18 protein-coding genes are annotated in these 25,579 nt (G+C 68.3%); 13 read left to right on the forward strand and 5 right to left on the reverse strand.

The genetic code is table 11. The features are described 5' to 3' along the window. The first annotated feature begins 126 nt into the window (after positions 1-126). The 4 genes from ABEG18_RS21680 (at position 127) to ABEG18_RS21695 (ending at position 8,292) form a co-directional block, all read left to right on the forward strand. Positions 127-3,093: a 2-oxoglutarate dehydrogenase E1 component gene (locus ABEG18_RS21680; RefSeq protein WP_406858675.1), complete on the forward strand. Its 2,967-nt coding sequence runs from the start codon at positions 127-129 to the stop codon at positions 3,091-3,093. A gap of 76 nt (positions 3,094-3,169) precedes the next feature. Next, positions 3,170-4,423 carry a 2-oxoglutarate dehydrogenase complex dihydrolipoyllysine-residue succinyltransferase gene (gene odhB, locus ABEG18_RS21685; protein ID WP_406855119.1) on the forward strand — a complete coding sequence of 418 codons (1,254 nt, stop codon included), beginning with the start codon at positions 3,170-3,172 and terminating at the stop codon, positions 4,421-4,423. A 198-nt stretch (positions 4,424-4,621) separates the two neighbouring features. Continuing rightward, the gene (gene lpdA / locus ABEG18_RS21690) at positions 4,622-6,019 is read left to right on the forward strand and encodes a dihydrolipoyl dehydrogenase (protein WP_406855120.1); all 1,398 of its coding nucleotides are present in this window, start codon (positions 4,622-4,624) and stop codon (positions 6,017-6,019) included. Between the two features lie 98 nt (positions 6,020-6,117). Then, the gene (locus tag ABEG18_RS21695; protein WP_406855121.1) at positions 6,118-8,292 is read left to right on the forward strand and encodes a methyl-accepting chemotaxis protein; all 2,175 of its coding nucleotides are present in this window, start codon (positions 6,118-6,120) and stop codon (positions 8,290-8,292) included. A 21-nt stretch (positions 8,293-8,313) separates the two neighbouring features. Here the strand turns inward: ABEG18_RS21695 and ABEG18_RS21700 are convergent, their stop codons facing one another. Further along, complete coding sequence (locus tag ABEG18_RS21700) at positions 8,314-8,880, reverse strand: DUF4337 domain-containing protein (protein ID WP_406855122.1); 567 nt, start codon at positions 8,878-8,880, stop codon at positions 8,314-8,316. A gap of 139 nt (positions 8,881-9,019) precedes the next feature. Here ABEG18_RS21700 and ABEG18_RS21705 point away from each other — a divergent pair, with 139 nt between their 5' ends. Further along, positions 9,020-10,282, forward strand: a complete 1,263-nt coding sequence (locus ABEG18_RS21705) for a P-loop NTPase fold protein (RefSeq protein ID WP_406855123.1) — start codon at positions 9,020-9,022, stop codon at positions 10,280-10,282. Positions 10,283-10,285: 3 nt separating this feature from the next. On the opposite strand, the gene ABEG18_RS21710 is transcribed toward ABEG18_RS21705, so the two are convergent. Continuing rightward, a complete protein-coding gene (locus tag ABEG18_RS21710) occupies positions 10,286-11,215 on the reverse strand; it encodes a tyrosine recombinase XerC (RefSeq protein WP_406855124.1) in 930 nt (309 codons plus the stop codon). A gap of 89 nt (positions 11,216-11,304) precedes the next feature. Here ABEG18_RS21710 and ABEG18_RS21715 point away from each other — a divergent pair, with 89 nt between their 5' ends. The 6 genes from ABEG18_RS21715 to ABEG18_RS21740 all read left to right on the forward strand — a co-directional run bounded on the left by ABEG18_RS21715 (position 11,305) and on the right by ABEG18_RS21740 (position 18,912). Further along, positions 11,305-13,509 (forward strand): primosomal protein N', encoded by a 2,205-nt coding sequence (locus ABEG18_RS21715; protein WP_406855125.1) that lies wholly within the window; start codon positions 11,305-11,307, stop codon positions 13,507-13,509. A gap of 401 nt (positions 13,510-13,910) precedes the next feature. Then, positions 13,911-14,471, forward strand: a complete 561-nt coding sequence (locus ABEG18_RS21720; RefSeq protein WP_406855126.1) for a F0F1 ATP synthase subunit delta — start codon at positions 13,911-13,913, stop codon at positions 14,469-14,471. Further along, the gene (gene atpA / locus ABEG18_RS21725; protein WP_406855127.1) at positions 14,471-16,000 is read left to right on the forward strand and encodes a F0F1 ATP synthase subunit alpha; all 1,530 of its coding nucleotides are present in this window, start codon (positions 14,471-14,473) and stop codon (positions 15,998-16,000) included. The genes ABEG18_RS21720 and atpA overlap by 1 nt, the downstream gene beginning before the upstream one ends. 24 nt (positions 16,001-16,024) lie before the next feature. Further along, a complete protein-coding gene (locus ABEG18_RS21730) occupies positions 16,025-16,900 on the forward strand; it encodes a F0F1 ATP synthase subunit gamma (RefSeq protein WP_406855128.1) in 876 nt (291 codons plus the stop codon). Positions 16,901-16,948: 48 nt separating this feature from the next. Then, positions 16,949-18,388 (forward strand): F0F1 ATP synthase subunit beta, encoded by a 1,440-nt coding sequence (gene atpD, locus ABEG18_RS21735; RefSeq protein ID WP_406855129.1) that lies wholly within the window; start codon positions 16,949-16,951, stop codon positions 18,386-18,388. 113 nt (positions 18,389-18,501) lie between these two features. Further along, positions 18,502-18,912, forward strand: coding sequence for a F0F1 ATP synthase subunit epsilon (locus ABEG18_RS21740; protein WP_406855130.1), 411 nt, complete (start codon positions 18,502-18,504; stop codon positions 18,910-18,912). 63 nt (positions 18,913-18,975) lie between these two features. Here ABEG18_RS21740 and ABEG18_RS21745 read toward each other — a convergent pair whose 3' ends face one another. Together ABEG18_RS21745 and putA are read right to left on the reverse strand one after the other, a co-directional pair. Continuing rightward, a complete protein-coding gene (locus ABEG18_RS21745; RefSeq protein ID WP_406855131.1) occupies positions 18,976-19,503 on the reverse strand; it encodes an RNA pyrophosphohydrolase in 528 nt (175 codons plus the stop codon). A gap of 37 nt (positions 19,504-19,540) precedes the next feature. Next, positions 19,541-22,624: a bifunctional proline dehydrogenase/L-glutamate gamma-semialdehyde dehydrogenase PutA gene (putA, locus tag ABEG18_RS21750; protein WP_406855132.1), complete on the reverse strand. Its 3,084-nt coding sequence runs from the start codon at positions 22,622-22,624 to the stop codon at positions 19,541-19,543. A gap of 136 nt (positions 22,625-22,760) precedes the next feature. On the opposite strand from putA, the gene ABEG18_RS21755 reads away from it, so the two are divergent. Next, positions 22,761-23,222: an Lrp/AsnC ligand binding domain-containing protein gene (locus ABEG18_RS21755; RefSeq protein ID WP_406855133.1), complete on the forward strand. Its 462-nt coding sequence runs from the start codon at positions 22,761-22,763 to the stop codon at positions 23,220-23,222. 10 nt (positions 23,223-23,232) lie between these two features. Here ABEG18_RS21755 and ABEG18_RS21760 read toward each other — a convergent pair whose 3' ends face one another. Then, positions 23,233-24,228, reverse strand: coding sequence for a TerC family protein (locus ABEG18_RS21760; protein ID WP_406855134.1), 996 nt, complete (start codon positions 24,226-24,228; stop codon positions 23,233-23,235). Between the two features lie 263 nt (positions 24,229-24,491). Here ABEG18_RS21760 and ABEG18_RS21765 point away from each other — a divergent pair, with 263 nt between their 5' ends. Then, positions 24,492-25,544: an ABC transporter substrate-binding protein gene (locus ABEG18_RS21765; protein WP_406855135.1), complete on the forward strand. Its 1,053-nt coding sequence runs from the start codon at positions 24,492-24,494 to the stop codon at positions 25,542-25,544. Positions 25,545-25,579: the final 35 nt, after the last annotated feature.

Below are 25,579 nucleotides of genomic sequence, written 5' to 3' on the forward strand. Positions count from 1 at the left end.
AGGTCGGATGAGGGGAGCGGCGGAACACCCCCTTACCCCAGCCCTCTCCCCGTCCGGGGAGAGGGGCAAGATGGCGGCCCACCGCCAAGGAATTCGACGGTGCCGGGTTGGCGCGGGAGAGACATGATGGCACGGCAGGACCAGAACGACGCGCTTCTGCAGACCTCGTTCCTGTATGGCGGCAACGCCGCCTATATCGAGGATCTGTACGCCAAGTACGAGGCCGACCCGAATGCGGTCGACGCCGAGTGGCAGGCGTTCTTCGGCGCGTTGAAGGACGACAAGGCCTCCGTGGAGAAGAGCGCCCGCGGCGCCTCCTGGGCCCGGCCCGGCTGGCCCATCGCCGCCAATGGCGAACTCGTCTCCGCGCTGGACGGCAACTGGGGCGCGGTCGAGAAGATCGTCGCCGACAAGCTGAAGGGCAAGGCGCTCGCCGCCCCGAAGGGCGCCGAGGTTTCGCAGGCCGAGCTCATGCAGGCCACGAGGGACTCCGTCCGCGCCCTCATGATGATCCGCGCCTACCGCATGCGCGGCCACCTGCACGCCGACCTCGACCCGCTCGCCATCGCGACGCGCACCGACCACGAGGAGCTTGATCCCTCCTCCTACGGCTTCACCGAGGCCGACTGGGACCGCAAGATCTTCATCGACCACGTGCTGGGGCTGGAGTTCGCCACCATCCGCGAGATGCTGGCGATCCTGAAGCGGACCTATTGCTCCACCATCGGCTACGAGTTCATGCACATCTCCAATCCGGCCGAAAAGGCCTGGATCCAGGAGCGCGTGGAGGGACCGGACAAGGAGATCGCCTTCACCCGCGAGGGCAAGCGCGCCATCCTGAACAAGCTGGTCGAGGCCGAGGGCTTCGAGAAGTTCATCGACGTCAAATACACGGGCACGAAGCGCTTCGGCCTCGACGGCGGCGAGGCGCTGATCCCCGCGCTGGAGCAGATCATCAAGCGCGGCGGCAATCTGGGCGTGAAGGAGGTCGTGGTCGGCATGGCCCATCGCGGCCGCCTCAATGTGCTCACGCAGGTGATGGCCAAGCCCCACCGCGCCTTGTTCCACGAGTTCAAGGGCGGCTCCTACGCGCCCGACGAGGTCGAGGGCTCGGGCGACGTGAAGTACCATTTGGGCGCCTCGTCCGACCGCACCTTCGACGGCAACAACGTCCATCTCTCGCTCACCGCCAACCCGTCGCATCTGGAGATCGTCGACCCGGTCGTGCTGGGCAAGGTCCGCGCCAAGCAGGACCAGCTCAACGACGTGGTCGAGCGCGGCAAGGTGATGCCGCTGCTCATCCATGGCGACGCGGCCTTCGCCGGCCAGGGCGTGGTGGCCGAGTGCCTGGGGCTGTCCGGCCTGAAGGGCCACCGCACCGGCGGCTCCGTGCACGTCATCATCAATAACCAGATCGGCTTCACCACCTATCCGCGCTATTCGCGCTCCTCGCCCTATCCGTCCGACGTGGCCAAGATGATCGAGGCCCCGATCTTTCACGTGAACGGCGACGACCCGGAGGCGGTGGTGTTCGCCGCCAAGGTGGCGACCGAGTTCCGGCAGCAGTTCCACAAGCCCGTCGTCATCGACATGTTCTGCTACCGCCGCTTCGGCCACAACGAGGGCGACGAGCCGGCCTTCACCCAGCCGCTGATGTACAAGCGGATCCGCCAGCAGCCGACCACGCTGGAGATCTACTCCAAGAAGCTGATCGGCGAAGGCGTCGTCACCGAGGGCGAGGTCGAGAAGATGCGCGCCGACTGGCGTGCGCGTCTCGAGGCCGAGTTCGAGGCCGGCCAGGCCTACAAGCCCAACAAGGCCGACTGGCTCGACGGCCGCTGGGCCGGCCTGAAGGCCGTGAAGGAAGAGGAAGAGGATCCCCGGCGCGGCCAGACCGGGCTGCCGATCGACCAGCTCAAGCTGATCGGCGAGCGCATCACCACCGCGCCCGACGGGTTCAACGTCCACCGCACGATCCAGCGCTTCCTGGACAATCGCCGCAAGGCGATCGACAGCGGCGAGGGCATCGACTGGGCGACCGGCGAGGCGCTGGCCTTCGGCTCGCTCGTGCTGGAGGGCCATCCGGTCCGCCTGTCGGGCCAGGATTCCGAGCGCGGCACCTTCTCGCAGCGCCATTCGGTGCTGATCGACCAGGAGACGGAGGCGCGCTTTACGCCCCTGAACCACATCAAGGACGGCCAGGCCCGCTACGAGGTCATCAACTCGATGCTCTCCGAGGAGGCCGTGCTCGGCTTTGAGTATGGCTACTCGCTGTCGGAGCCGAACGCCCTGACGCTGTGGGAGGCGCAGTTCGGCGACTTCGCCAACGGCGCGCAGGTGGTGTTCGACCAGTTCATCTCGTCGGGCGAGCGCAAGTGGCTGCGCATGTCGGGCCTCGTCTGCCTGCTGCCGCACGGCTATGAGGGCCAGGGGCCGGAGCACTCCTCGGCGCGCCTGGAGCGCTTCCTGCAGATGTGCGCCGAGGACAACATGCAGGTCGCCAACATCTCGACGCCGGCGAACTACTTCCACGCCCTGCGCCGCCAGATGAAGCGCGACTTCCGCAAGCCGCTGATCCTGATGACGCCGAAGTCGCTGCTGCGCCACAAGCGCGCCGTGTCGCGGCTCGACGAGATGGGCCCAGGCTCCTCGTTCCACCGCCTGCTGTGGGACGACGCCCAGATGCTCAAGGGCGAGAAGATCAAGCTCGCCAAGGACAACAAGATCCGCCGCGTCGTGCTGTGCTCGGGCAAGGTCTATTACGACCTTTACGAGGAGCGCGAGAAGCGGGGGGTCGACGACGTCTACCTGCTGCGCGTCGAGCAGCTCTATCCCTTCCCGGTGAAGGCGCTGGCCGCCGAGCTCGCCCGCTTCAAGAACGCGGACGTGGTCTGGTGCCAGGAGGAGCCCAAGAACATGGGATCCTGGACCTTCGTGGAGCCCTATCTGCGCTGGGTCCTGGCGCGTTCCGGCATGAAGGTGAAGGAGCCGCGCTACGCCGGCCGCCCGGCTTCCGCCGCGACCGCCACCGGCCTCATGTCCAAGCACCTGGCGCAGCTTCGCGCCTTCCTGGAGGAGGTTTTCGCGGTCTGACCGCCAAGACCCCCTTCCGTCCCGCCTCAACCTTTCCCGCCTTCAGGGCCGTCCGCCCGCATCCCCAGACTGCAACATGGCGACTGACATCCGCGTTCCGACCCTTGGCGAGTCGGTGACCGAAGCCACCATCGGAAAGTGGTTCAAGAAGCCCGGCGACGCCGTGAAGGCGGACGAGGCGCTGGTCGAGCTGGAGACCGACAAGGTCACCCTCGAGGTGAACGCGCCCGCTTCAGGCGTCCTCTCGGAGATCACCGCCAAGGACGGCGAGACCGTCGGCGTCGGCGCGCTGCTCGGCTCCATCTCGGCCGGGGACGGCGCCCAGGCCGCGGCTCCGGTCGCCAAGGCGGCCGCGCAGCCCAAGCCGGAGGACACGCCGAAGCAGGCGCCCGCCGCCCCGGCCCCTGCGGCCGCGCCGGCCCGGACCGTCCCCGCCGGGACGCCCCAGGCTCCCTCGGTGCAGCGCCTCGCGGCCGAAAGCGGCGTCGATCCGGCGACCGTGGGCGGCAGCGGCAAGGATGGCCGGGTCACCAAGGGCGACATGCTGGCCGCCATCGCGACCGGCGCGTCGGCTCCGGCCCCCGCCGCGGCTCCGGTCCAGATGCGCGCGCCGAGCGCGCCGGACGACGCCTCCCGCGAAGAGCGGGTGCGCATGACCAAGCTGCGCCAGACCATCGCGCGCCGCCTGAAGGACGCCCAGAACACGGCCGCGATGCTGACGACCTTCAACGAGGTCGACATGACCGAGGTCATGGCGCTCCGCGCCAAGTACAAGGACATCTTCGAGAAGAAGCACGGCAACAAGCTCGGCTTCATGGGCTTCTTCGTGAAGGCCTGCGTGCAGGCCCTGAAGGAAATCCCGGCCGTGAACGCCGAGATCGACGGCACGGACCTCGTCTACAAGAACTACTACCACATCGGCATCGCGGTCGGGACCGACAAGGGCCTCGTGGTTCCGGTGGTGCGGGACGCCGACCAGCTCTCCATCTCGGGCGTCGAGAAGACCATCGCGGATTTCGGCAAGCGCGCCCGCGACGGCCAGCTCAGGATCGACGAGATGCAGGGCGGCACCTTCACGATCACCAATGGCGGCATCTACGGCTCGCTGATGTCGACCCCGATCCTGAATGCGCCGCAGTCCGGCATCCTGGGCATGCACAAGATCCAGGAGCGCCCGATGGCGATCGGCGGCAAGATCGAGATCCGCCCGATGATGTATCTGGCGCTGAGCTACGACCACCGCGTGGTCGACGGCAAGGAGGCCGTGACCTTCCTGGTGCGCGTCAAGGAAGCCCTGGAGGATCCGGCGCGTCTCGTGCTGGATCTGTGATCGACGCGGCTCGGCGGTGATCCCCCTCCCCCCGTGGGGAGGGGCTAGGGGCGGCGGTCGCCGCGGTTCGCGCAGGGTGCGCCCTCTCTCAACAAGACAACGGGTGGAGACCCCACCCCCGCCCCTCCCCACACGGGGGAGGGGAGACGGCCGCGGCCTCATGACGAGGCGCGCCTCAGCAGCTGCGGAGCAGTTTCCATGTCCTACGACCTGATCGTCATCGGCACCGGCCCGGGCGGCTATGTGTGCGCCATCCGGGCCGCGCAGCTGGGCCTCAAGACCGCCGTGGTCGAGAAGCGCAAGACGCATGGCGGCACCTGCCTGAACATCGGCTGCATCCCGTCCAAGGCGCTGCTGCACGCTTCCGATATGTTCGACGAGGTCACGCATGACTTCCCGGCCCTGGGCGTCAAGGTCGGCACGCCCGAGCTCGATCTGCCGGCGATGATGAAGCACAAGGACGACACCGTGGCGGCCAACGTCAACGGCGTCGGCTTCCTGCTCAAGAAGAACAAGGTCGACGCCTTCCACGGCACGGGCGTGATCACGGCCCCGGGCCAGGTCAAGGTCACGGCGGAAGACGGCTCCGAGCAGACGCTGGAGACCAAGGCCATCGTGATCGCCACCGGCTCGGACGTCGCGCCGCTGCCGGGCGTCGCCATCGACGAGAAGGTGATCGTCTCCTCCACGGGCGCGATCGCGCTCGACAAGGTCCCGGCCAAGATGCTGGTGGTCGGCGCGGGCGTCATCGGCCTGGAGCTCGGCTCCGTCTGGCGGCGCCTCGGCGCCGAGGTCGCGGTGGTGGAGTTCCTCGACCGCATCCTGCCCGGCATGGACGCCGAGGTGGCCAAGCAGTTCCAGCGCATCCTGGAGAAGCAGGGCGTCTCCTTCACGCTCGGCCACAAGGTCACCAAGGTGGAGACGCACCAGGGCGGCGCCAGCGTCACCATCGAGCCCGCCCAGGGCGGCGAGGCCAAGACCATGGACGCCGACGTGGTGCTGGTCGCCATCGGCCGGCGGCCCTACACGGAAGGCCTCGGCCTCGAGCAGGTCGGCGTCGCCATGGAGCGCGGCCGCGTCGTCATCGACGAGCACTTCCAGACCAACGTGCCGGGCGTGTTCGCCATCGGCGACGTGGTGCGCGGCCCGATGCTGGCCCACAAGGCCGAGGACGAGGGCGTCGCCATGGCCGAGATCCTGGCCGGCAAGGCCGGGCACGTGAACTACAACGTCATCCCGGGCGTGGTCTACACCATGCCGGAGGTCGCCTCCGTCGGTCAGACCGAGGAAGAGGTGAAGGCCGCCGGCGTCGCCTACAACATCGGCAAGTTCCCGTTCACGGCGAATGGCCGCGCCCGCGCGGTGCGGCATTCGGACGGCTTCGTGAAGGTGATCGCCGACGCCAACACCGACCGGGTGCTGGGCGTCCACATCATCGGCGCCGGCGCCGGCGAGATGATCCACGAGGCGGCCGTGCTGATGGAGTTCGGCGGCTCCTCCGAAGATCTCGCCCGCACGTGCCACGCCCATCCGACGATGAGCGAAGCCGTCAAGGAGGCCGCCATGGCGGTCGAGAAGCGCGCGATCCACATCTGACGCCCGTTTAGCCTCCCGCCGCACCACGGCGGGAGGACTCAGTTTCTTCACCTGTCTCCGATAATCAGGGGGGTTAAAGCCTCCCAGCGGAGCAGGTCATGCAACTTTCAGCTTCAAATCTGTCGATTTCTGCTCGAATTACTCTTCTAAGTTGTATCTTCATCTCGGGCCTGCTCGTCGTCGGTGGGGCCTATGTGGTGGGGCGGGACCGGGTGGCCGCCGCCTTCGACGAGGCCCAGGGCTTCGCCGCCATCGGGCGGCAGGCCCAGCGGGTCGCGATCGACCAGACCAGCCTCAAATCCATCAGCCGGGACCTGCGCTTCCGCCGCGACGACGCCGACGCCGAGCGCTTCTCCACGGAGCTCGCGGGCCTGCGCAAGTCGGTCCAGACGCTGAGCGCGCTCCCCTACGCCGAGCGCTACGCCAAGGACCTCGCCTCCACGGAGGCCGAGGTCGCCAGCATCGCGTCGGACTTCAAGGCCGTCCAGGACCTGAAGGCCCGGATCGGCGGCGACGGCCAGGACGGGCTCGTCAAGGATCTGGCCGACGCCTCCTCGCGCCTGACCAACAAGGCCCGCAACGACATCGCCGACGAGGACGCGCCGCTGGCCGAGCGGATGCTGCAGGGGCTCGCCACCATGCGGGCCACCGAAGCCGAATTTCGCCGCACCACCGACGTCAGCCAGCTCGGAGGCTGGGAGGTCGCCAAGGGCCGGGTCGAGCGGGCGATCGGCAAGCTGCATGCCGACGAGGCCGCCAAGGCGGCGCTCGAGGCCGACATCGCCGCGATCGGGACGCGGTTTGCGGCCTGGAGCGATGCGGAGGCCGATTTCGTGCGCGCCGCCGAGAAGCTGACCGGCGCCTTCGACGTGATCGCCCCCGTCCTGACCTCCCTGGAGGAGAACGTCGCCGCCGACAGCCTTCGGGCGGCCGAACGGCTGGGGGCGGCCCAGGCCCTGACGCAGCAGATCATCCTGGCCACGATCCTGGCGGCGCTCGGCGTCGGCCTGGTCGCCTCCCTGGTGGTGGCGCGCACGACCTCGCGCCCCCTGTCGGGGCTGCGCGACGCCATGCTCGACCTGGCGTCCGGATCGACCGTCGGCGAGATCCCGGCGCGCCATCGCCAGGACGAGATCGGCCAGATGGCGCGTGCGGTGCTCACCTTCCAGCAGGCCGCGATCGACCGCGAGCGCCTGGAGCGCGAGGCCGTGGCCCAGCGCGAGCTCTCGGAGGCTGATCGCCGGCGCGCCGACGCCGAGCGTCAGTCCGCCGAAGCCGAGCGGGCGGCCCTTGCGGACGAGCAGTCGCGGATCGTCGAGACGCTGGCGGGCGCGCTTCGGCGTCTCGCGGCCGGAGATCTCGCGGTCCACATCGCGGACGCCTTCCCGCCCGAATATGACGCGCTCAAGCACGACTTCAACGAAGCGGCGGCGCAGATGCGGCGGGCCATCCAGGAAGTGCTCGGCGCCGTGGAGGCGATCCGCATCGGCGTGGCCGAAGCGGCCCGCGCCTCCGACGACATGGCGCGGCGCACCGAGACCCAGGCCGCCTCCCTGGACGACACCGGCCAGAGCGCCCGCGAACTGGCCGCCTCCGTCAAGTCCTCCTCCTCCTCGTCGATGGCGGCCGCCAACGAGGCCCGCCAGGCGATGTCCGTCGCCGAGCGCGGCGGAGCGATCGTGGTCGACGCCGTCGACGCCATGGGCCGTATCGAGACGGCCTCGAACCGCATCAGCGAGATCTCCAGCGTCATCGACGGCCTGGCCTTCCAGACCAACCTGCTGGCCCTCAACGCCGCCGTCGAGGCGGCGCGCGCCGGCGAGGCCGGCAAGGGCTTCGCCGTGGTGGCGAGCGAGGTCCGCACGCTGGCGCAGCGCGCCGGGGAGGCGTCGCGCGACATCGGCGGCCTGATCGACGCCACGGCGGCGGAGATCAAGCAGGGGGCCAGCCTCGTGCGCTCCACGGGCGAGGCGCTGGCGCAAATCGTCCAGGCCGCCCGCAAGGTGGCGGGCGACGTCGACGCGATCTCCGGCGCGGCCGGCGAACAGATGCGCCAGCTCACCGTGATGAGCGAGGCCTTCGCCGACATGGACCACGTCACCCAGCAGGACGCGGCCTTCGCCGAGCAGAGCGCCACGTCGGCCCAGTCCCTGGCCGAGCAGGTCGACCGCCTGGCCGAACTCGTCGCGGTCTTCCGCACTCACGACGAGGCGGACCGCCGCGTCGCGCGGGAGCAGGCCCATTCGGGCCTGCGGCTTCGCGCCGCCGGCTGAGGTCGGCGCGCGCGCCGTCCCTCAGAACAGATGCACGGCCATCGGGGCGAACACCGCGATGGCCATGAAGGCCATGCCGAAGACGCCGAGGCCGGCCGCGACCCAGACCAGGGCGGCGATGCCGGTGATGATCGACGACGACGCGATCACGATGGCGAGCTGCAGCGCCGCCGACGAGACCTCGTAATGGTCGTGCTTGCGGGCGTAGAGGTCGCGCTTCTCCTCTGAGGCCTTCGCCCGGGCGGCGAGCTCCTTGCGGCCCTCCTGGGTCTCCGGCTCGCTGTCATAGCGGGCCACGGTCGCCTTCCAGGCGTCGATGCGCTTTTGCATCAGCGCCTTGGCGGCCGGGTCCTGCGTCAGCTCCATCTGGACCTCGAGCGCCTCCTGGGCGGAACGCACGGCGGTGCCGCGCACCGTCTTGGCCTGGAAGAACGCCCAGAGATTGGACGCCTCGACATTGGCGGCCAGCGAGTTGGTCTGCGATTCGTTGCCGCCCTGCTCCGAGAAGGCCAGGAACAGCGCCAGGATCCCGATCAGCAATGCGATCTTCTTGTTTCCGCCCTCTACGGGGCCGGCGTCGTGCGACATGAATGAGGTCCCTCCCGGATCGCGCGGATTTGCCGTGCGATTCGCGTCATGCGCAAGGGAAAAGACGTGCGCGCCCTCTTGCTCGACATTATCTGCAGATCCTAAAGTCATGCATTGCTTTATAACGGATGGACACGCCATGAAATTTAAACCAACCGCAATAGCTGATATCAATACAACAGACTTATGGAGTGGCGATAATTTAGCACGTAAAGATGTTTCGGCATTTTTTCTAAAACTCACAGAAAACAGTGAGGGCCCAACTTCGATTCGCATTTCGGCAAAATATGGGTCTGGAAAAACCTTTTTGCTTGATCGATTTGCAATCGAAGCGATTAATCAGGGCCATATTGTGATTAAGTACAATGCATGGGAAAACGACTTCGTAGATGACGCGCAATCATCACTTTGTGCTACAATAATTAGCGAACTCCGGTGTGCGTACCCTGACGAGATAGACAATGACAAAGCTGGCCTTGCAGCGAACATCTTCCCGGTTCTTGCCTGTTCTGCGGTCGGAATTGCCCCAGGTTTAGGTCTAGCTTCGACTGAGGCGCTGAAGTTCGTTAAGACCAAAATCGAGGCAATAGAAAAGGCACGGATCGGAATTACCAATACGCGTAAGGCTCTTGAGTCGATTTCAACAAAACAGAAAATTCTGGTGATTGTCGACGAACTAGACAGATGTCGCCCTGATTTTACAATTAAGATAATCGAGTGCATAAAGCACTTGTTTGCGGCGCGGGGCGTAATTTTTTTTGCTAGCCTCAACACGGAATCTTTGACGGCATCCGCAACTTCGGTTCACGGAAGGGAGTTGGATGTTAGAGGCTATTGCGAAAGACTGTTTGATTACACGTTCGACTTAACTGCATCAGATCTGGAGACATTTTCTATAAACAGCATCTATTCTAGCTTCGGCCGGGATCGAGTGAGAGATCGTCAGGTAACTTGCGCAGCAATGGGTAGTGTTATCGGTAGGACCGCACGCTTTTATGATGGAAGCCTTCGAGATATCGAAAAAATCTGTCGAGAGATTGAACTATACGATGCCTACTTCGACAAAAAGACATTGAATGACACCTATAGAGCACTAACGATGGCAATGATCATGTCGTTGCGACATTACGACAGGGATTTACTGAAAAAATTTACTGAATACGACGGAAATACAGAAGTGCTCCGATTTGTGCGTATGTTTGAGTGTGAGGAAGTAAATGTTAAACATATCATAGCCCAGCTATTTTCGAACAGGGATAAACTGATTAATTTTATGTCTTCTAATTTTCCTGGCGAGAGGCTTCCAAGTTTTCATTTGGAGGACCGATTGTCGATTTTTGATTCTATCAATGGACAAATTCGGAGTTTGTTCGACTTCAACGGCTTCAGATTGAAAACCTGATCGTCACGCCCGCGGATGCGCGGCCCTGTAGGCGGCGAGCAGCCGCGAGGTGTCGACCTCGGTGTAGATCTGGGTGGTGGACAGCGAGGCGTGGCCGAGAAGCTCCTGGATGGCGCGCAGGTCCCCGCCCCGGGCCAGGAGATGCGTCGCGAAGGAATGCCGCAGCGCATGGGGCGTCGCCGTGTCGGCGAGGCCGAGCGCGCCGCGCAGGCGCTCCATCGCGAGCTGGATGATGCGGGGCGACAGCGGTCCGCCCTTCTGGCCGCGGAACAGCGGCTCGGCGGGCGCGAGCGCGTAGGGGCACAGGCTGACATACTCGGCGATGGCCGCCGTGACCTGGGGGATCACCGGGACCATGCGGGTCTTGCCGCCCTTGCCGGTGACCACGATGGCGTCCTGGCCGCCCAGCGGAGCGTCGCTGCGGCGCAGGCCCAGCGCTTCGGAGATGCGCAGGCCGCACCCGTAGAGCAGCGCCAGCACGGCGGCGTCGCGCACCAGCACCCAGGCTTCGCGGTCCTCGCCGGCGCGCAGGTCCGGATCGGCGAGGCGCCGGGCGCTCGGCGCGCTGATCGGCTTCGGCAGGCTCTTTGGCAGCTTGGGCCCCCGGATCGCCGACAGGGCCGAGGCGTCCGCCAGCCCTTCGCGCTCCAGGAAGCGCAAGGCCGACCGGATCGACGCCAGGCCCCGCATGAGCGAGCGGCTGCCGACCCCGCCCATGCGCCGCGACGCCATGAAGGCGCGGATGTCGGCGGGCTTCAGGGCGCCGACGTCGGCCAGCGACGCCGGGCCGCCCCGGCGCTCGGCCAGGAAGCCGACGAACTGGCGCATGTCGCGCTCATAGGCCTCCAGCGTCTTGGGCGACAGGCGGCGCTCGGACGCGAGGTGGCGCGTCCAGCGGTCGAGTTCGCGGCGGAGGTCGTCGGAAGCCGGCATGACGGCAGACTGCCCCAGGAGAGTGAAGCGCGGGTGAACGGCCGGCGCGACGCTGCCGCGCGGACGCGAATCGATGGTAATGCTCCGGCATGTCGGCGCCTCCGCAAAGCTCCCCGGATCTCCAGGCCAGCGGCGCCCTCATCGCCGAGGTGCTGACGCCCGTGGCGCTCGACCAGACCTACTCCTATGTGGTGCCGCCCGGCATGGAGCTGGAGACGGGCGCGGTCGTGCAGGCGCCCTTCGGCCCGCGTGAGACGATCGGGGTGGTGTGGGAGCTGCGCCGCGGCGCGTCCGGGTCCAACCTGAAGGCGGTGACCGCCCGCATGCCGGGACCGGCCCTGACCGAGGCGCATCGCCGCTTCGTCGACTGGGTCGCCCGCTACACGCTGGCGCCGCGCGGCATGGTGCTCAGGATGGCGCTCCGCGCGCCCGAGGGCGACCCGCCCGAGCGCATGCTGACCGGCGTGCGGCTGGCGGGCCCGCCGCCCGCCCGGATGACGCCCGCCCGCGCCCGGGTCATCGCCGTGGCCCAGAAGGGCGCGGTCACGCCCAAGCGCGAGCTCGCCGAGGCCGCCGGCGTGAGCGTCGGCGTGCTGGACGGCCTCATCGACGAGGGCACGCTGGAGACGGTCGGCGTCCCGCCGCCCCCGATCGCGCCCACGCCGGATCCGGACCATGCCCATACGAGCCTCGAGCCCACCCAGCAGGAGGCGGCCGAGGCCCTCGGCGAGGCGGTGCGGTCGGCCTCGTTCTCGGTGACGCTGCTGGAGGGCGTGACCGGATCGGGCAAGACCGAGGTCTATTTCGAAGCCGTCGCCGCCGCCATCCGGGCCGGACGGCAATCCCTCATCATGTTGCCCGAGATCGCCCTGACGGCGCAGTTCCTCGCCCGATTCGAGGCGCGCTTCGGCGTCCGGCCGGCCGAGTGGCACTCCGGCGTGGCCGGACGACGGCGGGAGCGCACCCACGCCGCCGTCGCGTCCGGGGAGGCGCTGGTGGTCGCCGGGGCGCGCTCAGCCCTGTTCCTGCCCTTCTGCGCGCTGGGTCTCGTGATCGTCGACGAGGAGCACGAGCACGCCTACAAGCAGGAGGACGGCGTGCATTACCACGCCCGCGACATGGCCGTGGTGCGCGGCCGGATCGAGGGCGCGCCCGTGGTGCTGGCGTCCGCAACCCCCTCCATCGAGAGCCGGGTCAACGCCGAGCAGGGCCGCTACCGGCACCTGCGCCTGCCGGGCCGCTTCGGCGGCAGGGCGATGCCCGATCTGGCCGCTGTCGACATGCGCCGCGACGGACCGGCGCGCGGCCGCTGGCTCTCGCCGCGCCTCGTCGCCGCCGTGCGGGAGACGGTGGAGCGCGGCGAGCAGACGCTGCTCTATCTCAACCGCCGCGGCTACGCCCCGCTGACGCTGTGCAACGCCTGCGGCCACCGCTTCCAATGCCCGAACTGCACGGCCTGGCTGGTCGAGCACCGCTTCCGCCGCGCGCTGGTCTGCCACCATTGCGGCCATGTCGAGCGCCGGCCCGACGCCTGCCCGGAATGCGGCGCGGTCGACAGCCTCGCGGCCTGCGGACCCGGCGTGGAGCGGCTCGCCGAGGAGGTGGCCGAGGCCTTCCCGCAGGCCCGCTCGCTCGTGTTGTCGTCGGACTTTCCGGGCGGGACGGAGCGGCTGAAGCGCGAGCTCGAGGCCGTGGCGGCCGGCGACTTCCAGATCGTCGTCGGCACGCAACTCGTCGCCAAGGGGCACAATTTCCCCAAGCTGTCGCTGGTCGGGGTGGTGGACGCCGATCTCGGTCTCGCCTCGGGAGACCCTCGGGCGGGCGAGCGCACCTTCCAGGTGCTGCAGCAGGTCACCGGCCGCGCCGGCCGCGGCGACACGGCGGGACGCGCGCTGCTGCAGACCTTCCAGCCGGACCACCCCGTCATGCGGGCGCTCCTGTCGGGCGACGCCGAACGGTTCTACCGCGAGGAGATCGCGATGCGGCGCGCCGCCGGCCTGCCGCCCTTCGGCCGGCTCGCCGCCGTGGTGGTGTCGGCCGCGGACCGCGCCGCCGCCGAAGGACACGCCAGGGCTCTGGCGCGCTGCGTGCCGGGCCACCCGGACGTCATCGTGCTCGGCCCAGCCGAAGCGCCGATCGCCGTGGTGCGCGGCCGGCACCGCTTCCGGATGCTGGTCAAGACCGCGCGCGAGTTTCCCATGCAGGACTGGCTGCGCGGCTGGCTGTCGGCCGGTCCCAAGATCACCGGCAACACGCGCGTGCAGGTGGACGTGGACCCCATGAGCTTCTTGTGAGGGCTCAGGCCGGTTCAGAGCGGCAGGCCAAGTTGCGTCAGGACCGCTCTTTCGACCGCTTTCATGTCCTTCGCGGTCAGCGCGCCCAGACGCGACTTGAATCGCAACTTCGACACGGTGGTGAGCTGATACTTGATCCTTGGCGTCCGGTGAAGCTTGGCCGGGCGCCCGCCCTCCCCAAAAGTCGCGCGCCGCCGGGACGCTCGTCGGGTTGCACGCCCCGGATCATCATGCTAGTTCACGCGCGCCTTTCGGACCGGCGTCGAGACGGGGTTGCGCGCAGCGCGACATGTCGAGCGCGGGTCCGTTCCACTCCAGACGTGGCGCCCCGCTTTGTCCTTCGCCGATTTCTCGCGCGCAGGTCCGTGGCGCGAAGCGTCGGGACAGATGAGAGACGGCCGGTGGCTCAAGAGAACACGATCGTTTCCGGTGTGGCCGGCCGCTACGCGGCCGCGCTGTTCGAACTCGCCCAGGAGGCGAACGCGATCGACGCCGTCGGCGGCGACCTCGACCGGTTCGACGCCCTCATCGCCCAGAACGCCGACATGGAGCGCTTCGTGCGCAGCCCGGTGTTCTCGGCCGAAGACCAGGAGAAGGCCATGGGCCCGATCCTGGCGCAGATCGGGATCACGGGCCTCACGGCCAACTTCCTGAAGCTGGTCGCGGCCAAGCGCCGCCTGTTCGCGGTCCACGACATGGTGCGCGCCTACCGCACTTTGGCGGACCAGCAGAAGGGCGTCGTCCGCGCGCAAGTCACCGTCGCCGAGCAGCCTTCCGAGAAGGTGTTGGGCGACATCAAGCAGGCCCTGAAGGATGTGGCCGGTGAGAAGGTCGAGGTCGACGTGAAGGTCGACCCCGCGATCATCGGCGGCATCGTCGTGAAGCTCGGCTCCAAGATGGTCGATGCTTCCCTGCGCACGAAACTCAACGGCATTCGTACTGCGATGAAAGAGGTCGGCTGATGGATATCCGCGCCGCAGAAATCTCCGCGATCCTCAAGGAGCAGATCAAGAATTTCGGCTCCGAGGCAGAGGTCACCGAGGTCGGGCAGGTTCTGTCCGTCGGTGACGGCATCGCCCGCGCGTACGGGCTCGACAACGTCCAGGCGGGCGAGATGGTCGAGTTCGAGAACGGCGTGCGCGGCATGGCGCTGAACCTCGAGACCGACAATGTCGGCATCGTGATCTTCGGCTCCGACCGCGACATCAAGGAAGGCCAGACGGTCAAGCGCACCGGCGCCATCGTGGACGCCCCCGTCGGCAAGGGCCTGCTCGGCCGCGTCGTCGACGCGCTCGGCAATCCCATCGACGGCAAGGGCCCGATCGTCGCCGACAAGCGCATGCGCGTCGACGTGAAGGCGCCCGGCATCATCCCGCGCCAGTCGGTGCACGAGCCCATGGCCACCGGCCTCAAGGCCGTGGACGCCCTGATCCCGATCGGCCGCGGCCAGCGCGAGCTGATCATCGGCGATCGCCAGACCGGCAAGACCGCGATCGCGCTCGACACGATCCTCAACCAGAAGGCGATCAACCAGTCGGGCGACGAGAGCCAGAAGCTCTACTGCGTCTACGTCGCCATCGGACAGAAGCGCTCCACCGTCGCGCAGTTCGTGAAGGTGCTCGAGGAGCAGGGCGCTCTGGAGTACTCGATCATCGTGGCGGCCACGGCCTCTGACCCGGCCCCGATGCAGTTCCTGGCGCCGTTCACCGGCTGCACCATGGGCGAGTATTTCCGCGACAACGGCATGCACGCCGTGATCATCTATGACGACCTGTCCAAGCAGGCCGTCGCCTACCGCCAGATGTCGCTGCTGCTGCGCCGTCCGCCGGGCCGCGAGGCGTATCCTGGCGACGTGTTCTACCTGCATTCGCGTCTGCTCGAGCGCGCCGCCAAGCTGAACAAGGACCAGGGTTCGGGTTCGCTGACGGCTCTCCCGGTCATCGAGACGCAGGCCAACGACGTGTCGGCCTACATCCCGACCAACGTGATCTCGATTACGGACGGCCAGATCTTCCTGGAGACCGACCTGTTCTACCAGGGCATCCGCCCGGCCGTGAACGTCGGCCTCTCGGTGTCGCGCGTGGGCTCCTCGGCCCAGACCAAGGCGATGAAAAAGGTCGCCGGCAAGATCAAGGGCGAGCTCGCGCAGTACCGCGAGATGGCGGCCTTCGCGCAGTTCGGCGGCGATCTCGACGCCACCACGCAGCGCCTGCTGAACCGCGGCGCCCGCCTGACCGAGCTCCTGAAGCAGCCGCAGTTCTCGCCGCTGCAGATGGAAGAGCAGGTCGCGGTGATCTACGCCGGCGTGAACGGCTACCTCGACCAGCTGCCCGTGAACCGCGTCCGCGCCTTCCAGGACGGCCTGCTCAGCTCGCTGCACGCCAACCACAAGGACCTGATGGATGCGATCCGCACCTCCAAGGACCTGTCGGACGACAGCGCCAAGAAACTGAAGGACGTCGTCGACGCCTTCGCCAAGTCGTTCGCCTGATCTGAACGCGAGGAAGGGCGGACCATGGCGTCGCTGAAGGACCTGCGCAATCGCATCGCCTCCGTGAAGGCGACGCAGAAGATCACCAAGGCCATGCAGATGGTCGCGGCGGCCAAGCTCCGCCGCGCCCAGACGTCGGCCGAGGCCGCGCGCCCCTTCGCGGAGCGCATGTCCGCCGTTCTGGCCAATGTGGCGGCGGGCGTGTCCGGCAGCGGCGCTCCGGCGCTCCTGGCGGGCACCGGCCGCGACGACGTGCACCTGCTCGTCGTCTGCACCGGCGAGCGCGGGCTCGCCGGCGCGTTCAACTCCTCCATCGCGCGGCTTGCGCGCGAGCGGATCCTGTCGCTCCAGGCGCAGGGCAAGACGGTCAAGATCCTCTGCGTGGGCAAGAAGGGCTACGACATCCTTCGCCGCCAATTCGCCAAGCAGATCATCGACTTCGTCGACCTGCGCGCCGTCCGGACGCTGGGCTACGAGCACGCCGACATGATCGGCAAGAAGGTGATCGAGCTGTTCGAGGCGGGCGAGTTCGACGTCGCCACGATCTTCTTCTCGCGCTTCCAGTCGGTGATCGCCCAGGTTCCGACCGCGCAGCAGATCATTCCGGCCGAGATCCAGGCCCAGGCGCCGGGCTCAGCCTCGCTGGCGGCCTACGAATACGAGCCGGAAGAGAGCCAGATCCTGGCGACGCTGCTGCCGCAGAACATCTCCGTGCAGGTGCTGCGGGCGCTGCTGGAGAACCAGGCCTCCTTCTATGGCGCGCAGATGAGCGCCATGGACAGCGCGACCCGCAACGCCGGCGAGATGATCAAGAAGCAGACGATGACCTACAACAGGACTCGTCAGGCGATGATCACCAAGGAACTCATCGAAATCATCTCGGGCGCGGAAGCGCTCTGAGCCAGACCCCGGGCGCGCGAGCGCTCGCCAGACCTAAGGACTGAAACCATGGCCACCACCTTCCAGGCAGGCGTCGCGACGGGACACGTCACCCAGGTGATCGGCGCGGTCGTCGACGTCCAGTTCGACGGACATCTGCCCGAGATCCTGAACGCGCTCGAGACCACCAACAACGGCGCCCGCCTCGTGCTCGAAGTCGCCCAGCATCTCGGCGAATCCTCGGTCCGCTGCATCTCGATGGACACGACCGAGGGTCTGGTCCGCGGCCAGCCGGTGACCGACACCGGCTCGCCGATCCAGGTTCCGGTGGGCGACGGCACGCTCGGCCGCATCATCAACGTCATCGGCGAGCCGATCGACGAGTGCGGCCCGGTCGCCAACGAGGGCGTTCGCCCGATCCATGCGCCGGCCCCGAGCTACGCCGAGCAGTCCACCGAGGCGCAGATCCTCGAGACGGGCATCAAGGTCGTGGACCTGCTCGCTCCCTACGCGAAGGGCGGCAAGATCGGCCTGTTCGGCGGCGCGGGCGTGGGCAAGACCGTGCTCATCCAGGAGCTGATCAACAACGTCGCGAAGGCCCACGGCGGCTTCTCGGTGTTCGCCGGCGTCGGCGAGCGCACCCGCGAGGGCAACGATCTCTACCATGAGTTCATCGAGTCCGGCGTGAACAAGAAGGGCGGCGGCGAAGGCTCCAAGTGCGCCCTCGTGTTCGGCCAGATGAACGAGCCCCCGGGCGCCCGCGCCCGCGTGGCGCTGACCGGCCTGACCATCGCGGAGAACTTCCGCGACAAGGGCCAGGACGTGCTGTTCTTCGTCGATAACATCTTCCGCTTCACGCAGGCGGGCTCCGAGGTGTCGGCGCTTCTGGGCCGCATCCCGTCGGCGGTGGGCTACCAGCCCACGCTCGCGACCGACATGGGCGCCCTGCAGGAGCGCATCACCACCACCACCAAGGGCTCGATCACGTCCGTGCAGGCGATCTACGTGCCGGCCGACGACCTGACCGACCCGGCTCCGGCCACGTCCTTCGCGCATCTCGACGCCACGACCGTGCTGTCGCGCTCCATCGCCGAGAAGGGCATCTATCCGGCCGTGGATCCGCTCGACTCCACCTCGCGCATGCTCTCGCCGCTCGTCGTCGGCGAGGATCATTACGCGGTGGCCCGCCAGGTGCAGCAGGTGCTCCAGCGCTACAAGGCGCTGCAGGACATCATTGCGATCCTGGGCATGGACGAGCTGTCCGAAGAGGACAAGACCACGGTGGCGCGCGCCCGCAAGGTCGAGCGCTTCCTGTCGCAGCCCTTCTTCGTGGCCGAAGTGTTCACCGGCGCGCCCGGCAAGCTCGTGCCGCTGGCCGACACCATCAAGGGCTTCAAGGGCCTGGTGGAAGGCAAGTACGACCACCTCCCGGAAGCCGCCTTCTACATGGTCGGCACCATCGAGGAGGCGATCGAGAAGGCCCAGCGCCTGGCTGCCGAGGCCGCGTAAGCCTTCCGAGGCATCATCCCGCCAGGTGAAGACCCGTTGGCGGAAAAGATGATGCTCAACTTCAACCCGGCGGCCTTGGCCGCCGGGCTCGCCTGTTCCGGTTGGAGATTTCCATGGCCACGTTCCCGTTCGAACTCGTCTCGCCCGAGCGGCTGCTGATCTCGGCCGAGGTCGAGCAGGTCGTCGTTCCGGGCTCCGAGGGCGACTTCGGCGTGCTGAAGGACCATGCGCCCCTGATGTCGACGCTGCGCCCTGGCGTGGTCGTGGTCTCCGGCCCGCAGAACAATGTGCAGCGCCTCTTCGTGCGCGGTGGCTTCGCCGAAGTGTCTCCGCGCGGCCTCACCATCCTGGCCGAGCAGGCCATCCCGGTCGAGGAGGTCACCGAGGAGGTGATCTCGGCCGAGATCAAGGCCGCCGAGGCGGCTTTCGAGAAGGCCGGCAGCGAAGACGCGCGCCGCGCCGCCTCCGATCGGCTGGCCCAGCTCGTGGCGCTTCGCGAGACGCTGATGCATCCGGCGCACTGAACGCGCCTCGCGTGGACAGAACCAAAGGGTCGCTTCGGCGGCCCTTTTTCATGCGCTCCGTCTCTAGCGGCGCCGCACAGGATAACGAGAGACGGCCGCGAACGGCGCGAAGTCCCGGGCCACGCGTTCATAGACGGCGCGCTTGTAGGACACGACCAGCCGGGGCAGTTCGGCGAGCGGAAACCAGTCCCAGGCCGTGAATTCCGGCTCCGCACCGTTCGGCGGGGCGAGCACGTCGATAGCGCGTTCGTCGCCTTCCAGGCGAAAGGCCACCCAGCGCTGCTGCTGGCCGCGGAAGCCCGCGAGCCGGTGCGGCGGCCCCGCATAGGGCGGGAAGTCGTAGCGCAGCCAATCGTCCGTCACCGCCAGCAAGGCGGTTTCGGTGACGCCGGTCTCCTCCGCCAGCTCGCGACGCGCCGCGGCCACGATCTCCTCGCCGTCCTCCACGCCCCCCTGCGGCATCTGCCACTCGCGGCCGCGCTCGACCCTCTCGGGTCCGCTGGAGACCGAGCGGCCGGCGAAGACGAGGCCGGCCCGGTTGAAGAGCGCGATCCCGACATTCGGGCGATAGGGAAGGTCGATCGGCGTCATGCGCCCATCCTAGAGCGCGGCTTTGGAAAGCGCCCGACTATTCTCCCATCGCGATCAGGCTGGCGTTGCCGCCCGCGGCCGCCGTGTTCACCGTCACGGTCTGCTCGACGGCGAACCGCTTCAGGTAGTTGGGACCGCCGGCCTTGGGACCCGTGCCGGACAGGCCGGAGCCGCCGAAGGGTTGCGTGCCCACCACCGCGCCGATCATGTTGCGGTTGACGTAGCAGTTGCCGACGTCGAGGCGCGAGAGCACCTGCTCGATCGTCGTGTCGATGCGCGAATGAATCCCCAGCGTCAGGCCGTAACCGGTCGCCTCGATGGCGTCGAGCACGGCCGGCAGGGCGCCGGCCTTCCAGCGCACGACATGCAGCACCGGCCCGAAGATCTCCTCCGTGAGGTCGGCCTGGGAAGCCAACTCGAAGACGTGAGGAGCGACGAAATAGCCCTGCTCTGGGGCGGCCGCGGCGAGATGGACGCGCGAGGCGCTCTTCTGGCGGGCGATATGCGCCTCCAGCCGCTGCTTCGCCTCCGCGTCGATGACCGGGCCGATCTGGACGCTGAGGTCGCGCGGATCGCCCAGCTTGAGCTCGCGCGCCGCGCCGACGATCATCTCGATCATCTTGTCGGCCACGTCCTCCTGAACGCAGAGGAGCCGCAGCGCCGAGCAGCGCTGCCCGGCGGAGCGGAAAGCCGACGTGACCACGTCGTCGGCCACCTGCTCGGGCAGGGCCGTGGCGTCCACCACCATGGCGTTGACGCCGCCCGTTTCGGCGATCAGCGGCGCGATCGGGCCGTCCTTCTGGGCGAGCGTGCGGTTGATCCGGCGGGCCGTCTCGGTGCTGCCCGTGAAGGCCACGCCGGCCACGTGCGGATGACCGACGATGCGCGCCCCGACGCGGCCGTCGCCGGCGACGAACTGGAGCGCCGTGGACGGGACCCCGGCCTCGTGCAGGATCCGGACGGCCTCATGCGCCACGAGGGGCGTCTGTTCGGCCGGCTTGGCCACGACGGCGTTTCCGGCCGCGAGCGCGGCCGAGACCTGCCCGAGGAAGATGGCGAGCGGGAAGTTCCAGGGGCTGATGCACACGAAGACGCCCCGCCCGCGATGCAGCAGCCGGTTGTCCTCGCCGGTCGGTCCCGGCATCGCCTCGCCCTCGCCGAAGATCGCCCGGGCCTGCGCCGCGTAATAGCGCAGGAAATCGACCGCCTCGCGCAGCTCCGCGACGGCGTCGTCCAGCGTCTTGCCCGCCTCGGCCTGCAGGAGGCCGAGCAGAAGCCCGCGGCGGCTCTCCAGCAGGTCGGCGGCCTTGTCCAGGGCGGCGGCGCGATCGCCGGCGGGCGTGCGTTCCCAGGCCCGGAAGCCGCGGCGCGCCGCCTCCACCGCCCGGTCGGCGACAGCTTCGTCCGCCTCCGCGACCACCCCGACGACCGTGGCGCCGTCCACGGGCGACAGCACGGGCCGCGACGGCCCCGGCTGGACGATCCCATCGACCAGGCTCGCCGCGGCCGAGGGGGCCGATGCGGCCCGGATCTCGCCCAGCAGCGCCTTCAGGCTCGCCTCGTGGCCGAGCTCGACGCCGCGCGAGTTGCGCCGCCCCGGCCCATAGAGGTCCTTCGGTAAGGGCAGACGCGGATTGCGGGCCGCCTCGGGCCGCCCGATCACGACGGCGGGCCGGCGCAGCAGGTCCTCGATCGGCACGCCGGAGTCGGCCGCGACCGAGACGAATGACGAGTTGGCCCCGTTCTCCAGGAGCCGGCGCACCAGATAGGCCAGCAGGTCGCGGTGCCCGCCGACCGGCGCGTAGGTGCGGCAGGCGAGCCCGGGCGTGGCCTCCATCAGGTCCTGGTAGAGCGCGTCGCCCATGCCGTGCAGGCGCTGGAACTCGAACCCGTCGACGCTTCCGGCGCGCTCCAGGATGGTCGCCACCGTCAGCGCGTTGTGGGTCGCGAATTGCGGATAGATCACGGGCCGCGCAGCCAGCAGCCGGTCGGCGCAGGCCACGTAGTTCAGGTCCGTCATCGCCTTACGTGTGAAGACAGGGTAGTCGTCCAGCCCGCGCTCCTGGGCGCGCTTCACCTCCGTGTCCCAATAGGCGCCCTTCACCAGCCGCACCATGAGCCGCCGGCCATGCGCCCTGGCGAGGCCGGCGATCCAGTCGATCGCCTGCGGCGCCCGCTTCTGGTAGGCCTGGATGGCGAGGCCGAAGCCGTCCCAGCCGGCGAGTCCGTCGTCGGCCAACACGGCCGCGATCACGTCGAGCGAGAGTTCGAGCCTGTCCGCCTCCTCGGCGTCGACCGTGAAGTTGAGGTCGTAGCGCTTGGCCATCCGGGCGAGATCGATCACCACCGGGACCAGTTCGGCCATGACGCGATCGCGCGACAGCGCCTCGTAGCGCGGGTGCAGCGCCGAGAGCTTCACCGAGATCCCGGGCCGGTTGGGAAGCGGCTCGTTGCCGGCCGCCTTGCCGATGGCCTCGATGGCGTCCGCATAGGACTTGGCGTAGCGCGTGGCGTCGGCCTGCGTGCGCGCGCCCTCGCCCAGCATGTCGAAGGAGTAGCGGAACAGCCGGCCCGAGCCCGACCGGGCCCGCCCGAGCGCCTCGCCGATCGATTGGCCGAGCACGAAATGGCTGCCCAGGACGCGCATGGCCTGCCGGGTCGCGGTGCGCACCGCCGGGGCCCCGATGCGCTTGGCCAACGAGCCCAGGATGCTCTCCGGCGTCTCTCCCGGCTGGATGATCCGGGCCGTGATCCCCAGCGCCCAGGACGAGGCGGACACCAGCAGCGCGTCCGAATGGCTGCGCCGGTGGGTGAAGTCGCCCTGCCCAATCTTGTCCTCGATCAGCAGGTCCGCCGTGGCCGCGTCGGGCACGCGCAGCAGCGCTTCGGCCAGCACCATCAGGGCCAGGCCCTCGCGGCTGGAGAGCGAATATTCGCGCAGGAGCTCCTCCACCCCGCCGAGGCCGCCGCTGCGCGACCGGATCGCCTCGACCAGCCGCGTCGCGGTCGCGTCGATCCTGGCCTCGCCGTCAGGCTCGAGGGTCGCGGTGGCGAGGAGGCTTCGGGCGATCGCCACGTCGTCCGGGGAGTAAGGCGCGCGAAACGGGGCGACGGCGGTCATGCGGGACATCCTGGCGCAGACCGGAATGGCTGCGATTTGCCCAACATACATCAAGATAGGCGGCGCATAAACACAGGTATGATGGACACGACACGATGATCCCGCTACAAACGGAGCGTTTCATAGGGGATTGCACATGGACGATCTGGACCGCCTCGACCGAAAGATCCTGACCCTCCTGCAGGAGGACGGCCGCATCACCACGGTGGACCTGGCGGACCGGATCGGCCTGTCGCCGACCGCGACCAGCGAGCGGGTGAAGCGCCTGTTCCGCGAGCGCTACGTCACCGGCTTTCGGGCGACGCTCGATCCGCAGAAGCTCGGCCGGGGCCTGCTCGTCTTCGTCGAGGTGAGCCTCGACAAGACGACCCCCGACGTGTTCGAGCGCTTCGCCGAAGCCGTCAGGCGCTCGCCCGAAGTGCTCGAATGCCACATGGTGGCGGGCGGCTTCGACTACCTGGTCAAGACGCGGGTGGCTGACATGCCCGCCTACCGGCGCTTTCTCGGCGACGTGCTCCTGTCGCTTCCGGGCGTCAAGGAAAGCCGCACCTACGCCGTCATGGAGGAGGTCAAGACGGACGGGCTCCTGCCCGTCTGAGCCCGCCCGCTCACTCCGCCCCGTCCCGGACCAGGACTGGCGCGGCCCGGGTCTTCCAGAGCGACCACCCGACGCCCGCCCCCAGGATCGCGAAGGTGGCGCCCAGCGAGACGGCGGGCGGGATCTTGGCGACGCCCAGCATGTCGGCGACCACGATCTTCGACCCGATGAAGATCAGCACCGTCGCGAGTGCGTATTTGAGATAGGCGAACCGGTCGATCATGGCAGCAAGCGCGAAATAGAGCGCGCGCAGCCCCAGGATGGCGAAGATGTTGGAGGTGAAGACGAGGTAGACGTCGGTCGTGATCGCGAAGATGGCCGGCACCGAGTCCACCGCGAACACCACGTCGGCGACGTTCACAAGCACCAGCACCAGGAAGAGCGGCGTCATGCTGGTGACGAGCGCGCCCGTCGCCGGGTCCTTCTCCCGCACGAAGAAACGCTCGCCCTGCAGCCGATCGGTCACGCGGAAGCGCTTGCGCATGAACTTCAGCAATGGGTTGGATTCGACGTCATAGGCCTTGTCGGCGGCGATCAGCATCTTCACGCCGGTGGCGACCAGGAACGCGGCGAAGACGTAGAGCACCCAGGAGAACTGCGCCACCAGGGCCGCGCCGACGCCGATCATCAGTCCGCGCAACAGGATGACCGCGAGGATGCCCCAGAACAGCACCCGGTGCTGATAGGCGCGCGGCACGCCGAAATACCCGAAGATCATCGCGATGACGAAGATGTTGTCCATCGAGAGGCTTTTCTCGATGACATACCCGGTCAGGTACTCCAGGCCGGCCTGGGGAGAGATCTGCCACCACACCCAGGCGCCGAACAGGACGCCCATCAGGATGTAGAAGCCCGAGAGCAGCAGGCTCTCGCGCACCGAGATCTCCTTGGAGCCGCGATGCAGCACCCCGAGGTCGAAGGCCAGGAGGGCGACGACGACGAGCGTGAAGACGAGCCACATCCAGACAGGCTTGGCGAGGACCGTGAGGGTCAGGAATTCGAGCATGACGGGCCCATGGTTGAAAGCTTCAACGATGGCGCCGACATCGCGGGAGGATTGAACTCACGCCAGAGGGGCCCGGTCGCCGCTGCTCAGGTGGGAGGCGTTGCGGCGAAGGTCAAGGGAGGCGGGGCCGCCTTCATCATTGGTTCAGGTCGCGCAGCATCGCGGCTGGACGCGGACCGCGCGAGGGCGGCATGATCGGGGGGACGCAACACCGACCTGCCGCAGCGACGGGCGTCCCGCCCGCCGCCATGGAGGCTGTCGCTATGACCCTGTCGCCCGCCGGTCGCGCAACCGGGCCCCTTCTCGTCCTGGCGGCGCTCGCCCTGATGGCGCACGCCTGGGTCCTCGCGCCGGCGGTCGCCCAGACGCCCGTCCCGATCCGGGTGCTGCTGGACTGGCGATTCGACGGGTCGGCTGCGCCGTTCCTGGTGGCGGAGGACAAGGGCTATTTCCGCGCCGAGGGCCTCGACGTGACCATCGAGCCCGGCGGCGGCTCGCGCGAGACCGTGGCCAAGCTGGCGGCCGGCGCGTACCAGCTCGGCGTGGGCGACGTGAACACGCTGATCCGCTACCGCGACGAGAACCCCGGAACCGACCTCACCGCCGTGCTGATGATGCAGGACGCCCCGCCCTTCGCGATCATCGGTCGCAAGAGCCGGGGCGTCACCGCGGACCCCAACAGCCTGGTCGGCAAGGTTCTGGGCGCCTCCTCGGCCGACGGGGCCGCGGCGCAGTGGCCGGTCTTCAAGGCGCTGACCCGGATCGAGCCGCGCGGCGCCCGCATCGAGATCGTCGGCCAGGCGGTGCGCGAGCCCATGCTGGCCTCCGGCGAACTCGACGGCGTGTTCGGCTCGGCGGTCTCGACGCTGGTGACGCTGAAGAGCCGCGGGGTCCCGGCCGACGACCTGATCGTGCTGGCGATGAGCGACTACGGGCTGGAGCTCTACGGCGACGCCCTGATCGCGAACAATGGCTTCGCCGCCCAGCATCCCGCCGCCGTCCAGGGCTTCATCCGCGCCCTGGTGCGCGGCATGCAGGACGCCGCCACCGATCCAGAGGCCGCCGTCCAGGCCGTGCTGCGCCGCAACGAGCAGGCCCGGCGCGAGGTGGAGCTGGACCGGCTGCGGCTCGGGCTCGCCCGCAACGTCTTCACGCCCTGGGTGAAGGAGCAGGGCTGGGGCGGCATCGACCCCGCCCGATTCGCGCGGGCGATCGACCAGATCGCGCTGGCGTTCACCTTCAAGTCCAAGCCGAAGCCGCAGGACATCTTCACCGAAGTCTTCCTGCCCCCGCCCGCCGATCGCCAGATCGACTAGGCCTTTTCGCTGCACTGCAAAACGCGTAACGTCCG

It is taken from the genome of Alsobacter sp. KACC 23698 (assembly GCF_045348435.1).
Taxonomy (GTDB): Bacteria; Pseudomonadota; Alphaproteobacteria; order Rhizobiales; family Beijerinckiaceae; genus Alsobacter.

Excerpts from the sequence above, each read along its gene's own strand:
- ABEG18_RS21680 (WP_406858675.1), top strand. The coding sequence starts at position 127 with ATGGCACGGCAGGACCAGAACGACGCGCTTCTGCAGACCTCGTTCCTG.
- odhB (WP_406855119.1), top strand. The coding sequence starts at position 3,170 with ATGGCGACTGACATCCGCGTTCCGACCCTTGGCGAGTCGGTGACCGAA.
- lpdA (WP_406855120.1), top strand. The coding sequence starts at position 4,622 with ATGTCCTACGACCTGATCGTCATCGGCACCGGCCCGGGCGGCTATGTG.
- ABEG18_RS21695 (WP_406855121.1), top strand. The coding sequence starts at position 6,118 with ATGCAACTTTCAGCTTCAAATCTGTCGATTTCTGCTCGAATTACTCTT.
- ABEG18_RS21700 (WP_406855122.1), bottom strand. The coding sequence starts at position 8,880 with ATGTCGCACGACGCCGGCCCCGTAGAGGGCGGAAACAAGAAGATCGCA.
- ABEG18_RS21705 (WP_406855123.1), top strand. The coding sequence starts at position 9,020 with ATGAAATTTAAACCAACCGCAATAGCTGATATCAATACAACAGACTTA.
- ABEG18_RS21710 (WP_406855124.1), bottom strand. The coding sequence starts at position 11,215 with ATGCCGGCTTCCGACGACCTCCGCCGCGAACTCGACCGCTGGACGCGC.
- ABEG18_RS21715 (WP_406855125.1), top strand. The coding sequence starts at position 11,305 with ATGTCGGCGCCTCCGCAAAGCTCCCCGGATCTCCAGGCCAGCGGCGCC.
- atpA (WP_406855127.1), top strand. The coding sequence starts at position 14,471 with ATGGATATCCGCGCCGCAGAAATCTCCGCGATCCTCAAGGAGCAGATC.
- ABEG18_RS21730 (WP_406855128.1), top strand. The coding sequence starts at position 16,025 with ATGGCGTCGCTGAAGGACCTGCGCAATCGCATCGCCTCCGTGAAGGCG.
- atpD (WP_406855129.1), top strand. The coding sequence starts at position 16,949 with ATGGCCACCACCTTCCAGGCAGGCGTCGCGACGGGACACGTCACCCAG.
- ABEG18_RS21740 (WP_406855130.1), top strand. The coding sequence starts at position 18,502 with ATGGCCACGTTCCCGTTCGAACTCGTCTCGCCCGAGCGGCTGCTGATC.
- ABEG18_RS21745 (WP_406855131.1), bottom strand. The coding sequence starts at position 19,503 with ATGACGCCGATCGACCTTCCCTATCGCCCGAATGTCGGGATCGCGCTC.
- putA (WP_406855132.1), bottom strand. The coding sequence starts at position 22,624 with ATGACCGCCGTCGCCCCGTTTCGCGCGCCTTACTCCCCGGACGACGTG.
- ABEG18_RS21755 (WP_406855133.1), top strand. The coding sequence starts at position 22,761 with ATGGACGATCTGGACCGCCTCGACCGAAAGATCCTGACCCTCCTGCAG.
- ABEG18_RS21760 (WP_406855134.1), bottom strand. The coding sequence starts at position 24,228 with ATGCTCGAATTCCTGACCCTCACGGTCCTCGCCAAGCCTGTCTGGATG.
- ABEG18_RS21765 (WP_406855135.1), top strand. The coding sequence starts at position 24,492 with ATGACCCTGTCGCCCGCCGGTCGCGCAACCGGGCCCCTTCTCGTCCTG.